Genomic DNA, 12,890 nt, shown 5'->3' with positions numbered 1-12,890 from the left:
GATTTTTCATCTTCGAGGCCGGGCGGGTGGCGTGATCCGCGCCTCCTCCGCGCGCATTGCTGTGATCGGTAGGCGGCGGTGCCGCAGCAGACTCGTCGTCGTCCGAGTCGCTGGAGCGGAAGGGTTGCTGACATGGGCATCCTCAAGATCGTCAAGTGGGGAGTGCTGGCGCTCGGCGTCGGTCTCACGGCGAAGTGGATCGTGTCGCTGAGCACGACGGGCGAGCTGGTGGGCCCCGGCATCACCGGGCCGATCATGCTGGTGACCGTCGTCCCGATGCTGTTCTCGGTGGACCGCTCGCTGAGCGGCGGGGTGAGGGCGAAGCAGTTCCGGGGCGCGCCGATCGGCATCGGCACCGTGGTGGCGGTCCGCCCGACGGGGCTGCGGGTCAACGACCAGCCGCAGCTGGAGTTCGAGCTGGACGTCGACACCGAGGACGGCACGACCTTCCGCGCTTCGGCCCGCCAGATCGTCCCGGTCCACGAGGCCGGCGCGGTCCGGGCCGGTGTCAAGATGCCGGTGCGGTACCTGCCGGAATCGGCCGATGGCAAGGTCGTGCTCGCCACCGATGCCTCGCAGGCGGAGCTGCAGGCCGCTTTCAACCGGATCCGGGTCGCCACGGGAGAGATGACCGCGCACCAGCTGGACATCGCCGAGCGCGGCGTGCGGGGGCGCGCCGTGGTGCTGTCCGCGCAGCCGACGGGGGAGATCCAGCGCGACCGCGCGGTGATCCGCATCGAGCTGCGGGTGACCCGCGCCGACGGAACCGCCTTCGACGTCGTGCAGGAGAAGGCGCTGGCGCCCGAGTTCCTGCCGAAGACCCAGCCGGGCATGGTGATCGACGTGATCTACCTCCCGCACGACGAGTCCGAAGTCGTGCTGTCGGTCCGGGCCAACGCCTGAACCGCAGCGAGGCAGCGGTGTCCGGTTGCGACTGTCTGCTGCGGACGGTCCGGGAACCGGGGAGCTCTCAGCGGAAAACGCCCTGCGACGTCGCCCGGTGTTGCTAGCGTGACCGGCATGTTGATCAACGAAGCCCGCAGCTGCGCGGTGCGAACCCGATTACGCGCGCGCGAAGGCAGGAGGTGACCGCATGCCTGCCGGCTGCCCCACGCTCGACGGCCACGACGACGGGTCGATCGCCTTCCTCTTCGAGGCCGTCGATCTCGGCATGGACTACGCGAAGTTCGACGCGGACGGTTTCGTCCCGCTCGCGCTGATCCTCGGCGAGGACGGCTCGAAGCACATCCTGAAGCTCATCGGCGACGACGACGAACCGTGGACGCACGAGCAGAGCGTGGCCCTCGGCCGCGAGAAGCTCCGCGACCTCGACGAGGACGCCCACTGCGTGACGCTGATCTACGACGGCTACTTCACCGGTGACGGCGGCCGGACCGAGGCGGTGTTCGTCGAGGGCTACCAGCTGGGCCGCTCGTTCGGCGTGCTGATGTGCCAGCGCTACGAGCGGCGCGTCGACGAGGTCGTGCTGATCGGCAACCCGATGCTGCTCGACGACGAGCGGGAACCGCTGGTGTCGGCGGACCGCAAACCGGTCGAGTACCCCCATCTCGGCCCGGAGACCAAGAAGTTCATGCTCGACACGATCGAGGTCGGCATCCAGGACGTCGAGCCGGAAGCGATCATCATGACCCCGTTCGCCGCGGTGCAGGGCGTGGACGGCGCGCGGGACATGTGGCGACTGGTCGACGACGAGCAGAACCCCACCGTCGGCGGCGGGCTGGACTTCGGCCGCGAGCAGTTCGCGTCGCTGAACTCGACGGTGCACTGCGCCGCGCTGGTCTGGGGCGGCGACTTCCCGGACGACGCCGACGAAGAGGGCGCGGTGTTCATCGAGGTCTGCGAGCTCGGCCGCCCGGCCGGGTTGCAGCTCGTGCAGCCGTACCGCCGGATCGACCACGACCGCGTCGCGCGCCTGGGCGACCCGCAGATCATGGAGGAGACGGAACCGTTCGTGCGGCCCGAAGAACCGCGCCGGTCCGCGGCCTTCGCCCGGCTCCAGGAGATCGCCGCGCAGAAGCGCAACTGACCACCGGAGCCCGTGAGCTCTCCCGGCGAGGAGCGCTCACGGGCATCCGCGGTCAGCCCCGACGGCCCTGCCGCAGTTCCCGGTTGAGCGCCCAGGCGTCGGCGACCGGTCCGATGTGGTCCAGCTTGTCCGGGTTGAGCACGCCGCGGATCGTCTGGATCCTGCCGTCGAGCACGTCCAGCACCACGGCGTTGAGCACCTTCCCGGCCCGGTCGCGGAAGACGGCGCCGGGCTGGCCGTTGATCTCGCGCTGCTCGAAGGTCACGTCGATCCGGAACAACCGGGGGAAGTTCGCGCCCAGCAGCCGGGCCACCTTGGCCGCGCCGACGATGGTGGTGGCCAGCTGCGGGGCCTTGCCGCCGCCGTCGCCGATCAGCTGCACGTCGGCGGCCAGCAGCTCCCGCAGCTCGCCCACGTCGCCGTTGCGCAGCGCGCCGAAGAACCGCGTCGCCAGCTCCTGCCGCTGGCGGCGGTCCGCGGCGAACCGGGGCCTGCCGTCCTGCATGTGCCGCCGGGCCCGCACCACCAGCTGCCGGCACGCCGCCTCCGACCGCCCGACCGCTTCGGCGATCTCGTCGAACCCGAAGGCGAACACCTCCCGCAGCACGAACACCGCCCGCTCCAGCGGGCTGAGCCGTTCCAGCAGCAGCAACGCCGCCATGGACACCGAATCGGCCAGCTCCGCCGACCGGTCGGGATCCTGGTACGGATCGCTGAGCAGCGGCTCCGGGAACCACGGCCCGACGTACTCCTCCCGACGCACCCGCGCGGAGCGCAGCACGTCGATGGAGATCCGGGTGACCGTCGCCGACAGGAACGCCTTGGTCGAGGCGGGCCGGGTCGACGAGCCGTCGAAGCGCAGCCACGTCTCCTGCACGGCGTCCTCCGCCTCGCCCACGCTGCCCAGGATCCGGTAGGCGATCGAGAAGAGCAGCGGCCGCAGCTCCTCGAACTCCGCGATCTTGTCCACGACGACTCCGTTCCTCGGTACGGCTGGATCATCGCCCACGACGCCGAAGACCCCCAGGCCCCGCCGCCGGCGCGGCCGAACTTCCGCAATTTCAATGGAAATCAGACCGTCGATTTCAATTGAAATTGCACTCCGTCGGCGTGTCGCGCGCCGACACACCGGCGTGTGTGGAGAACTTCCGCGGTTTCAATGGAGATCGGGTGTCCGACTCCATTGAAACCGCGGGGCAGGCCGGCGAACTCCCGCAGGGATCAGCCGAACTGGCCCGGTTCGTAGGAACCGGCCGGCTGCTGGGTGATGATGTTGAACCGGTTCACCATGTTCATGAAGGAGACCAGGATGACCAGGGCGGCCAGCTGCTCCTCGTCGTAGTGCTCGGCGGCGCGCGCCCACACCTCGTCGCCGACGCCACCGGCCGCGTCCGCGACCCGGGTGGCCTCCTCGGCCAGCTCCAGCGCGGCGCGCTCGGCCTCGGTGAAGACCGTGGCCTCCCGCCACGCCGAGACCAGGTTCAGCCGCACCGCGCTCATGCCTTCCGCGGTGGCGTCCTTGGTGTGCATGTCGATGCAGACGGCGCAGCCGTTGATCTGGCTGACCCGCAGCGCCACCAGCTGCTTGGTCTCCGCGGGCAGCGGTGACTCCTTCAGCGCCTGGCCTGCCGACATGACGTACTTGACGACCTTCCCGGTGATCGGTCCCGCCGCCCGGTAGTCCAGTCGTGCGTCCACGGTGTGCTCCTCGGTGTCGAAGTGCTGTCACCACCCGAGACGGAATTGCCCGGCGCCCCGTGACATCGACGCGGGTGACTCACGTCTCAGTCGACTCTGTGGCGGAGGAATCTTGCGCGGAAGAGGAGTTCGGGGTAGTGTCTTTCGCGTAAGAGATTTTGGTGGGGGTGTTTCGCCGCCCGCCCTCGCGAACAGGAGTCATCAGCCGTGGGCAACGTGAAGCTGAGCATCATCTACTACTCGTCGACGGGTACCGGCACCGAGATCGCGAACACGCTGGCCGCCGAAGCGGAGGCCGCGGGCGCGGAGGTCCGGCTGCGCCGCGTCGCCGAGCTGGCGCCGGAGGCGGCGATCGACAGCAACCCGGCGTGGCGGGCCAACGTGGACGCCACCAGCTCGGTGCCGGAGGCCACCCCCGACGACGTGGTGTGGGCCGACGCCGTGCTGTTCGGCTCGCCGACCCGGTTCGGCAACATCTCCTCGCAGCTCAAGCAGTTCATCGACACGCTGGGCGGCCAGTGGGCGCAGGGCCTGCTGGCGGACAAGGTCTACAGCGGGTTCACCTCGACCTCGACCACGCACGGCGGTCAGGAGTCGACGCTGCTGGCGCTGTACAACACCTTCCACCACTTCGGCGGCATCGTGGTGGCGCCGGGCTACACCGACGGCGCGAAGTTCGCCGACGGCAACCCGTACGGCACCAGCCACGTCGACGCGCAGGGCGCCAACAAGGTGGACGACACCACGCGCGCGGCTGCGGCCGTGCAGGCCCGCCGCGTGGTGAGCGTGGCTCAGGCGCTCAAGAACGGCCGCGCCTGACCGACTCCGGCCGGGCATTCGGTGGCGCGACCGGATGCCCGGCCGGAGCCCGCGCGCAGCACTGTCCCGTCAACCGCAGGAGGCGGTCATGTCGATCAGCACAACCGGCTTGCACCACGTCACGGCCATCGGCGGGAACCCGCAGCGCAACGCCGACTTCTACCTGCGCACCCTGGGGCTGCGCCTGGTCAAGACGACGGTGAACTTCGACGACACGGGCACCTACCACCTGTACTACGGCGACGCCGAGGGCCGGCCCGGCACGCTGATGACCTTCTTCCCGTGGGACGGCGTCGAGGACGGCCGCCGGGGCGCCGGTCAGGCGACGACGACCGCGTTCTCGGTCCCGGCGAACTCGATCGGCTGGTGGCAGCAGCACCTCGCGGCCGCCGGTGTGCCGACCAGCCGGATCACCACCTCCGACGAGGAGGACCGGCTCTCCTTCCGGGACCCCGACGGGCTGGGCATCGCACTGGTGGCGCACCCGCAGGGCGATCCGCGGGATCCGTGGGACACCGCGCTGGTTCCGGGCGAGCACGCCATCCGGGGCCTGCACTCGGTGACGATGACCGTCGCGCGGGAAGCGGACACGGCCGAGACGCTCGTCGACGACCTGGGACTGCGATTCCTGCACCAGGACGGCAACCGCTCGCGCTTCGCCGCGGGTGACGGCGGCCCGGGCGCGCTGGTCGACGTCCGGGTCGAGCCGGACGCCCCGCGCGGCGTGGTCGCCGGCGGCACGGTGCACCACGTGGCCTGGCGCGTTCCCGACGACACCACCCAGCAGGACTGGCACGACGAGCTGGAGGACAAGGGCTACGACGTCACGTCCATCCTGGACCGCCAGTACTTCCGCTCGATCTACTTCCGCGAACCCGGCGGCGTGCTGCAGGAGATCGCCACCGACGAGCCCGGGTTCGGCGTGGACGAACCGCTGCTGGAGCTGGGCCGCGCGCTGAAGCTGCCACCGTGGCTGGAGCCCGACCGCGAGCAGATCCGGGCAGCGCTGCCCGCGCTGGAGCTGCCCGCCGAGAACAACCCCGAGCTCGCCGGAAACCGCTGAGCCGCAGGACTTCCCCGCCCGACGAGGGGCCGGGTGGGGAAGTCCGCGCCGTCGTCACATCCGCTCGGCGCCGGCCTTGATCGCCTCGCGGATCCGGTAGTAGGTGCCGCACCGGCAGACGTTGCGGATCTCGTCCAGTAGCGCGTCGTCGATCTCGCGCCCCTCCCGGCGGGCCTGGTTCACCTTGGCCACCGCCGCCATGATCTGACCGGGCTGGCAGTAGCCGCACTGCGCGACGTCGTGCTCGAGCCACGCCTCCTGCATCGGGTGCAGCTCGCGGCCGACCGTGGCCGGCAGGCCCTCGATGGTGGTCACCTCGTCGTCGGCGGACAGCTCGCCGACCGGGACCGCGCAGGGGTTGAACGCCTTGCCGTTGATGTGCGACGTGCACGCCTTGCAGACGTTGATGCCGCAGCCGTACTTGGGACCGCGGATGCCGAGCAGGTCGCGCAGGACCCAGAGCAGCCGCTCGCGGTCGTCGGCCTCGACCGTGACCGTCTCGCCGTTGACCTTGAAGGTGTGGGTGGGCATCAGCCGGAACCTCCTGGACTGGATGGGGGATTCGTCCCCGGGGTGCGTGCTGACCGGGCTCAGTAGGTGTGGTCCAGGCCGTCGGTCGGCGAGGCGGGCACCGGCGGGATGAACGACTTCGGCTCGAAGTGCAGCGGGTCGTGGTGGTTGATCGGGAAGTACTGCGGCAGCTTGCCGACCGCGCGGGTGTAGGCGCAGGCCGTCGCGGCGAACGCGGAGGCGACTCCGGCCTCGCCGGCGCCACCGGGCGGGTTGTCGCTCGGCAGCACGAAGACCTGCATCTCGCGCGGGGTGTTCCACTGCCGCGTGTAAGCGGAGTTGTCCCAGCTGGCTTCCAGGAAGTGGCCGTCGGCGAGGTGGCTGGAGTTGGTCAGCGCCAGCGCGATGCCGTCGCTGATGCCGCCCTGCATCTGCGCTTCGACGCCCCTGGGGTTGATGACCAGGCCGGGGTCGATGGCGAAGGTGACCTTGGTGACCAGCGGGCCGGTCACCGCGTCGCGCACCTGGCGGTTGACCGTCTCCGGGCGGCAGTCGATCTCCACCAGGCAGGCCGACGCGCCCTTGTACTCCTCGTGGATCGCGATGCCCTGGGCCGTGCCGGGCGGCATCGGCCTGCCCCACTCGCCGGCTTCGGCGACCTTCTGCAGCACCCGCTTGACCCGCTCCTTGCGCAGGTAGGCCAACCGGAACTCGTAGGGGTCCTTGCCCAGCTTCTTCGCGATCTGGTCGACGACCAGCTCGTTGGCGGCGCGGACGTCGGGGGAGTAGACGTTGCGGACCGCGCTGGTCGGGAACCGGTCGTGCGCGCCGGTCTCCATCAGCTTCTGGTTGATGACGCCGAAGTCGTAGGGCATGAACTGGGTGGTCTCGAAGATCGTCTCGGCCAGGCTGAGGTTGCCCGCGATCGGCAGCTTCCCGGCGGTGGCGGTGATCGCCTCGCCGAGCCCGTGGGTGAAGTCGACGGCCACCCCGGTGTGCCGGTGCTCGAAGCCGAGCACCTGGTCGCCGAGGTGGGCGACGCGGATCCGGGCCGTCACCATCGGGTGCGACCGCCCGTGCCGCGGCTCGTCGGCGCGGTGCCACATCAGCCGGACCGGCGCCCGGCACGCGCGCGAGACGATCGCCGCCTCCAGCGCGCCGTCGAAGAAGAGCTTGCGGCCGAAGGAACCGCCGCCCTCGACGACGTTGAACGTCACCTTGCCGCTCGGGATGCCCAGCGTCGCGGCGATCTCCTGCTTGGCCGCGATCGGCGACTTCGCCGAGGCCCAGATGGTGGCGCGGTCCTCGCGCACGTCGGCGACGGCGGAGTTGGGCTCCAGCGGTGAACCGCTGCGGAAGTAGAAGGTGAAGTCGAAGTCCATCGTCTCGGCCAGCACCGGAAGCTGCGGCACCACCATCGGCAGCTCCGCCGCCTTGATCTCCGCCCGGATCGAGTCGTCCGAGGCGCCCTCGGCCGTGCCGGGCTTCCACTCCACCCGCAGCGCGCGGACGGCGTCGATGCACTGGCCGAAGGTGTGCGCCCGCACGGCGACACCGCTGGGCACGATCTCGACGTGCGTGACCCCGTTCATGGCCTTGACCTCGGCGGAGTTCAGCACCTTCGCGGCGCTGCCGCCGATCGTCGGCGGGCGGCAGACCATCGCCGGCAGCGCGCCCTCGACCTCCAGGTCCATCGCGAACTGCTTCTGCCCGGTCACCGCGGCGTAGGCGTCCTTGCGGTTCTGCGGGGTGCCGACCACGCGGAACTCCGACTCCGGCTTGAGCTCCACCTCGCGCGCGGTGGTCGTCGGCACCGCGGCCTTCGGCACGAGTTCGCCGTAGGGCAGCACCCGGCCGGTGCTGCCGATGATCTCACCGGCCTTGGCGGTGAGGCCGCCGATGGTGTCGCCGAGCAGCGCGGCGGCGGCCTCCAGCAGCGCCTGCTTGGCCAGCGCGGCGGCCACCCGGACCGGCGTGTACATCGCGAAGATGGTGTTCGACCCGCCGGTGAGCTGGTTGAACAGCAGCTCCGGCCGCGCGGGCGCCAGCGTGACGCGCACCTTCTCCAGCGGCAGCTCCAGCTCCTCGGCGATGATCATCGCGATGGAGGTGGTGATGCCCTGGCCGACTTCGGCGCGCGGTAACTCGAAGGACGCCGTGCCGTCCTCGTGCACCTCGACCTTGATCAGCTGCGAGGTCGGCAGCGCGGCCTCGGTGAGCACGTCGTTGAGGTCCAGCAGATCCGCGGGCACCGGCGCGGTGAGCGCGTTCGCCTCTCCCGGCGAGCCGAGCAGGCCCGCGTTCGCGGCGGCGACCAGCCCGGTGCCGCCGATCAGGTAGCCGAGGAACTTCCGCCGGCCCATGCCTCCCGCTGGGGCTCCCGTCCCTGGCTGTGACATGCCGTCTCCCGTCGCGTCGCCGGATCAGAATTCACGCGAGCCGAGCGTGGACCGAACCACTCGCCGCTAACTGTTCAGATCTTGTACACCCCTCCGGCGAGACCCACCAGGGTGCGAGGCGATCGCCGCCTGCTCGCGGGAGCGGCGGTTCGGGCGACGTAGCATGGCGGCCGGAAACGGCGACGGGCGGAGGGCGCGCGATGACGGCTGCGGAGTTCTTCCAGCGGTACTCCCGCATTCCGGTGATGGCGATCCTGCGCGGATACCCGCCGGAGCGGACCGTCGAGCTGTGCCTCCGGGCCTGGGAGGTGGGCATCGAGCTGGTCGAAGTGCCGGTCATGACCGCCGGGCACATGCCCGCGCTGCGCGCTGCGATCGCCGCGGGCCGCGAAGCGGGGCGCCCGGTCGGCGCGGGAACCGTCATCGCTCCCGAGCAGGTCGACGAGGTGGCTTCGGCCGGTGCCGCGTTCACCGTTTCGCCCGGCTACGACCCGGAAATCGCCGACGCCGCCGCGCGGCGCGGGCTCGCGCACCTGCCCGGAGTGGCGACCGCGAGCGAGATCACCAGTGCCGTGCGCAACGGTCACCGCTGGCTCAAAGCGTTCCCCGCGGCTCAGCTCGGTCCGGCGTGGATCACGGCTCAGCACGGCCCGTTCCCGGACGTCGCGTTCGTCGCGACCGGCGGGATCAACGCCGCCAACGCCGGTGACTTCCTCGCCGCGGGAGCCCGCGTGGTCGCGGTCGGATCAGCCCTCGAAGACCCCGCTCAGCTCGACGCCCTGGCCGTCCTGGCCGGTTCGTAGGCGTCGGAGCGCGAACTGGCCGCCCACCGCGCGCAGCTGCGGTGGGCGGCCAGGAGTCCAGACGTCGGTCAGCGAGCGTTCTGGTCGATGCTGGCGTTGTTGAAGGCGGTCACGTCGACATCGCCGTAGCAGGAGCTGTTGTCGACGTCGACGTCGACGTCCTGATCCAGGTCGATGTTCTGGTCGATGTCGCCGAAGCCGTTCCACCAGCCGCCGCCCAGTGCCTTGCGCTCCGGCAGCAGCTCCACCGAGAGGTGTTCGAACATGGTTCCCCCTAGTTCGCGTTCACGTCATTGCAAACAGCGGCACGAACCGCTGCCGCCGAGTACGCCACAGCGCCCGTCACCACCCCGTCACGCTGCCGTCACGTGGTTCGGCCCGCCGCCGGCATCACGCTCCGTATCGGCTTCTGAACAGCTGGAACGCGGCTTCCGGAGCCCTCGGGTCAACGGATCGGATGAACCTTGGCCGTCCACTTCGGATGGTCACTCCGGCCAGGCGGAGTTCTTGATCACCTCGACGAAGTCGCCGCGCACGAAGCCGGGGACGCAGTGGGCGAGGACGTCGGCCTTGACGTTGCCGAAGGTCGTCTCCGGGCGGTCGGCGATGCCTTCGGTGAACGCGGCGAGGATCCGGTTCTTGAAGTCCGGCCGGGGATGCGCCGCGACCACGGCGGCGCGCTGCTCCTCGGTGACGGCGTGGTAGCCGATGCCCAGCACGTCCAGTTCGACACCGCGGGTCACCAGCGCGATCTCCGGTGCCATGTGCAGCGGGATCTCCGGCGTGGTGTGCAGGGCGATGGCCGTCCACACCCGCTCGGCGGGCTCGCCGGTGATGCCGTGCGCGCGCAGGAACTCGCGGGCCTCGTCGGCGCCGTCGATCTCGAAGCGCTGGTCGGTGCGGCGGTAGCGCTCGGTCAGGCCCAGGTCGTGGAACATGGCGCCCACGTAGAGCAGCTCGGCATCGAACCGCAGTCCCTGCTCGCGCCCGCGCAGCGCGCCCCAGACGTACACCCGCCTGGAGTGGTCGAACAGCAGCCCGGGTGCGGCCTCGCGCACCAGCTCGGTGGCCTCCCGGGCCAGCCGGCTGTCCGGGATCTCCACGCCCGCGATCGTTTCCGCCATCTTCCGCTCCTCCTCGTCCGGCGACGGATCCAGCTTCGCCCGGACGGTTACCCTGATGCCATGTCCTCCAAGCCAGGAAAACCACGGATCCGGACATGAGGGTCGCGGTCGTGGTGTTCGACGGGGTGACCGCGCTCGACGTCAGCGGTCCGTCCGAGGTGCTGCACCAGGCAGGCCGCCTCGGTCACCCCTGCGAGCTGCTGCTGGTGTCACCGCGCGGCGGGCAGGTGGCCACCTCCTCGGGGCCGGTGCTGGCCGGGGCGATCGCGGCGGCCGATGCCGGACCGGTCGACACGGTCGTCGTCGCCGGAGGGGACCGGCTAGTCGAGCAGCCGCCCGACGACGACCTGCTGGAGGCGGTGCGCGCGCTCGCCGTGCGGGCACGACGCGTCGCGTCGGTCTGCACCGGTGCCTTCGTCCTCGCCGAGCTGGGGCTGCTCGACGGACGCCGGGCGACCACGCACTGGCGGCACGCCGCGGCGCTGGCACGCCGCTACCCGCGGCTGCGGGTGGAACCGGATGCCATCCACATCCGCGATGGCCGCTACCTCACCTCCGCGGGCATCAGCGCGGGAATCGATCTGGCGCTGTCGCTGGTGGAGGACGATCACGGGCCGGAGGTGGCGCGAGCCGTGGCGCGGGAGATGGTCGTGTTCATGCAACGCCCCGGCGGGCAGTCGCAGTTCTCCACGGCCATCTCCACGCCGCGGGCGCGCAACGAGCTGCTGCGCGAGGTGCTCGCGTCCGTGGTCGCCGACCCGGCCGCCGATCACAGCCTGCCGGCCATGGCCGCCGCCGCGGCCGTGAGCACCCGGCACCTGACCCGCCTGTTCAACGCCGAGCTCGGCACCACGCCCGCCCGCTGGGTCGAGCGCGTCCGCCTGGACCGGGCCCAGCAGCTGCTCCTCGACGGGCACAGCGTCACCTCGGCGGCGAGCCGCAGCGGGCTGGGCACCGACGAATCCCTGCGCCGCGCCTTCGCCCGCCATCTCGGCACCACCCCGACCCACTACCGCAGGCGGTTCGCCAGCACGCGGTGAACCGTCAGAGCCAGCCCGGCAGGACGAAGATCGCGCAGGTCAGCACCGGGGCCACCGCGATCATGCTCATGCCCCAGGCCATCAGGCCCTTGAACGTGGCGTCGCGCTGCTCCTCCGGGGCGTTGGCGACGACCAGCGCGCCGCTGGTGGAGAACGGCGAGGAGTCCACCACCGACGAGGAGATCGCCAGCGCGATGATCAGCCCGACCGCGCCGACCTGACCGGTCTGCAGGAACGGCACCGCGAGCGGGATCAGCGCGCCGAGGATGCCGGTGGTCGAGGCGAACGCGGACACGCCGCCGCCGATGAGGCAGATGACGAACGCGGCCAGCAGCGGAACGCCGATGCCGACGACCCCGTTGCCCAGGAACTCGATCGTCCCCACGCTCTCCATCAGGCTCACGTAGGTCACCACGCCGCAGACCAGCAGCACCGTCGGCCAGGCGACCTCGGCCACGCACTTCTTGGTGACCTCCGGCCACAGCAGGACGATGACCGTGGCGATGCTCAGCGACAGCAGGCCCACGTCGAACTCGAGCGCCAGCGCGCCGATCGCGAGCGCGCCGAGCCCGGTCAGCGTCGTGATCCGCTGCCCGTCCAACGTGGTGCTCGTGCGGGTGGTCGTCGCAGTGGTCGTGCCGCCGGCGGTCTCGCCGGGCTGCCCGGGCTCGGTGCCGACCCGCCTGCCCAGCAGCTTCCTGCCGCCGAACAGGTAGAACACCGCGACGCTGAGCAGCAGGTTGAACAGCATCGAGCTGATCCACAGCAGCACCGGATCGCCCGGCAGCCCGCTGCGCTCCACGACGCCGTTGGTGATGCTGCCGAAGATGCTGATCGGGGAGAAGCCGCCCGCGCTCGCGCCGTTGATGATGAGCAGGCCCATCAGCAGCGGGTTGATCCGGTAGCGGGTGGCGAAGTTCAGCCCGATCGGCGCCATCATGGCCACCGCGCCGGGGACCACCGCGCCGACCATCGTCAGCAGGCCGGTGATCACGAACATCACCCACGGGATCAGCGCTATCCGCCCGCGCACGGCCCGGACTCCGCTGTGGATGAGCCAGTCGACCGTGCCGTTGGCCTTGGCGATGGCGAACAGCAGGGTGACGCCGACCAGCGTGACGAACAGATCGCCGGGGAACCCGGCGAACAGGTCATCGCTGGACTGGCCGAAGACGAACGTGCCGAGCAGGAAGGCGCCCAGGAACGCGACCGCTCCCATGTTCACCGAGCGCAGGGTGGCCAGGGCGAAGATCAGCACCAGGCCGATGATCGAGATTACCTGTGGGGACATCGACACTCCTCGAGGCTGACGGTGCTCGCAGGGGGTGTGTTGGATTGGCGGATCTCGTTGGGGCGGCGCGGATCGCGCCGCTTGCCGGTGCGCACT

At 70.7% G+C, this 12,890-nt stretch carries 13 protein-coding genes; 6 read left to right on the top strand and 7 right to left on the bottom strand.

Translation table 11 applies throughout. The annotated features are described in order from the left end of the window. Positions 1–132: 132 nt before the first annotated feature. Both C4T78_RS10165 and C4T78_RS10160 read left to right on the top strand, forming a co-directional pair. Positions 133–903 carry a hypothetical protein gene (locus C4T78_RS10165; RefSeq protein WP_093355537.1) on the top strand — a complete coding sequence of 257 codons (771 nt, stop codon included), beginning with the start codon at positions 133–135 and terminating at the stop codon, positions 901–903. A 190-nt stretch (positions 904–1,093) separates the two neighbouring features. Continuing rightward, positions 1,094–2,047, top strand: coding sequence for a hypothetical protein (locus C4T78_RS10160; RefSeq protein WP_093355534.1), 954 nt, complete (start codon positions 1,094–1,096; stop codon positions 2,045–2,047). 52 nt (positions 2,048–2,099) lie between these two features. Here C4T78_RS10160 and C4T78_RS10155 read toward each other — a convergent pair whose 3' ends face one another. Both C4T78_RS10155 and C4T78_RS10150 read right to left on the bottom strand, forming a co-directional pair. Continuing rightward, positions 2,100–3,017 carry an RNA polymerase sigma-70 factor gene (locus tag C4T78_RS10155; RefSeq protein WP_093355532.1) on the bottom strand — a complete coding sequence of 306 codons (918 nt, stop codon included), beginning with the start codon at positions 3,015–3,017 and terminating at the stop codon, positions 2,100–2,102. Positions 3,018–3,268: 251 nt separating this feature from the next. Next, entirely contained in the window at positions 3,269–3,745 is a 477-nt protein-coding gene (locus C4T78_RS10150) for a carboxymuconolactone decarboxylase family protein (protein ID WP_093355530.1), read from the bottom strand. 207 nt (positions 3,746–3,952) lie between these two features. Between C4T78_RS10150 and wrbA the strand changes: the two genes are divergently transcribed. Then, positions 3,953–4,564, top strand: coding sequence for an NAD(P)H:quinone oxidoreductase (gene wrbA / locus C4T78_RS10145; protein WP_093355527.1), 612 nt, complete (start codon positions 3,953–3,955; stop codon positions 4,562–4,564). A gap of 88 nt (positions 4,565–4,652) precedes the next feature. Then, positions 4,653–5,627, top strand: coding sequence for a ring-cleaving dioxygenase (locus C4T78_RS10140; protein ID WP_093355526.1), 975 nt, complete (start codon positions 4,653–4,655; stop codon positions 5,625–5,627). A 54-nt stretch (positions 5,628–5,681) separates the two neighbouring features. Here the strand turns inward: C4T78_RS10140 and C4T78_RS10135 are convergent, their stop codons facing one another. Continuing rightward, on the bottom strand, positions 5,682–6,158 hold the full coding sequence (locus C4T78_RS10135; RefSeq protein WP_093355524.1) for a (2Fe-2S)-binding protein: 477 nt from the start codon (positions 6,156–6,158) through the stop codon (positions 5,682–5,684). A gap of 59 nt (positions 6,159–6,217) precedes the next feature. Further along, positions 6,218–8,500, bottom strand: coding sequence for a molybdopterin cofactor-binding domain-containing protein (locus C4T78_RS10130; RefSeq protein WP_235863682.1), 2,283 nt, complete (start codon positions 8,498–8,500; stop codon positions 6,218–6,220). Between the two features lie 236 nt (positions 8,501–8,736). Here C4T78_RS10130 and C4T78_RS10125 point away from each other — a divergent pair, with 236 nt between their 5' ends. Then, complete coding sequence (locus C4T78_RS10125; RefSeq protein ID WP_093355519.1) at positions 8,737–9,339, top strand: bifunctional 4-hydroxy-2-oxoglutarate aldolase/2-dehydro-3-deoxy-phosphogluconate aldolase; 603 nt, start codon at positions 8,737–8,739, stop codon at positions 9,337–9,339. A gap of 68 nt (positions 9,340–9,407) precedes the next feature. Here the strand turns inward: C4T78_RS10125 and C4T78_RS10120 are convergent, their stop codons facing one another. Both C4T78_RS10120 and C4T78_RS10115 read right to left on the bottom strand, forming a co-directional pair. Next, positions 9,408–9,605, bottom strand: a complete 198-nt coding sequence (locus tag C4T78_RS10120) for a hypothetical protein (protein WP_093355517.1) — start codon at positions 9,603–9,605, stop codon at positions 9,408–9,410. 219 nt (positions 9,606–9,824) lie between these two features. Then, complete coding sequence (locus C4T78_RS10115) at positions 9,825–10,463, bottom strand: HD domain-containing protein (protein ID WP_093355514.1); 639 nt, start codon at positions 10,461–10,463, stop codon at positions 9,825–9,827. A gap of 95 nt (positions 10,464–10,558) precedes the next feature. Between C4T78_RS10115 and C4T78_RS10110 the strand changes: the two genes are divergently transcribed. Continuing rightward, on the top strand, positions 10,559–11,503 hold the full coding sequence (locus tag C4T78_RS10110) for a GlxA family transcriptional regulator (RefSeq protein ID WP_093355512.1): 945 nt from the start codon (positions 10,559–10,561) through the stop codon (positions 11,501–11,503). A 4-nt stretch (positions 11,504–11,507) separates the two neighbouring features. On the opposite strand, the gene C4T78_RS10105 is transcribed toward C4T78_RS10110, so the two are convergent. After that, positions 11,508–12,794, bottom strand: coding sequence for an SLC13 family permease (locus C4T78_RS10105; RefSeq protein WP_093355510.1), 1,287 nt, complete (start codon positions 12,792–12,794; stop codon positions 11,508–11,510). Between the last annotated feature and the right edge of the window lie 96 nt (positions 12,795–12,890).

Source organism: Saccharopolyspora kobensis (assembly GCF_900108315.1).
Classification (GTDB): domain Bacteria; phylum Actinomycetota; class Actinomycetes; order Mycobacteriales; family Pseudonocardiaceae; genus Saccharopolyspora; species Saccharopolyspora kobensis.
This window is presented reverse-complemented; position numbering and strand designations above follow the sequence as displayed.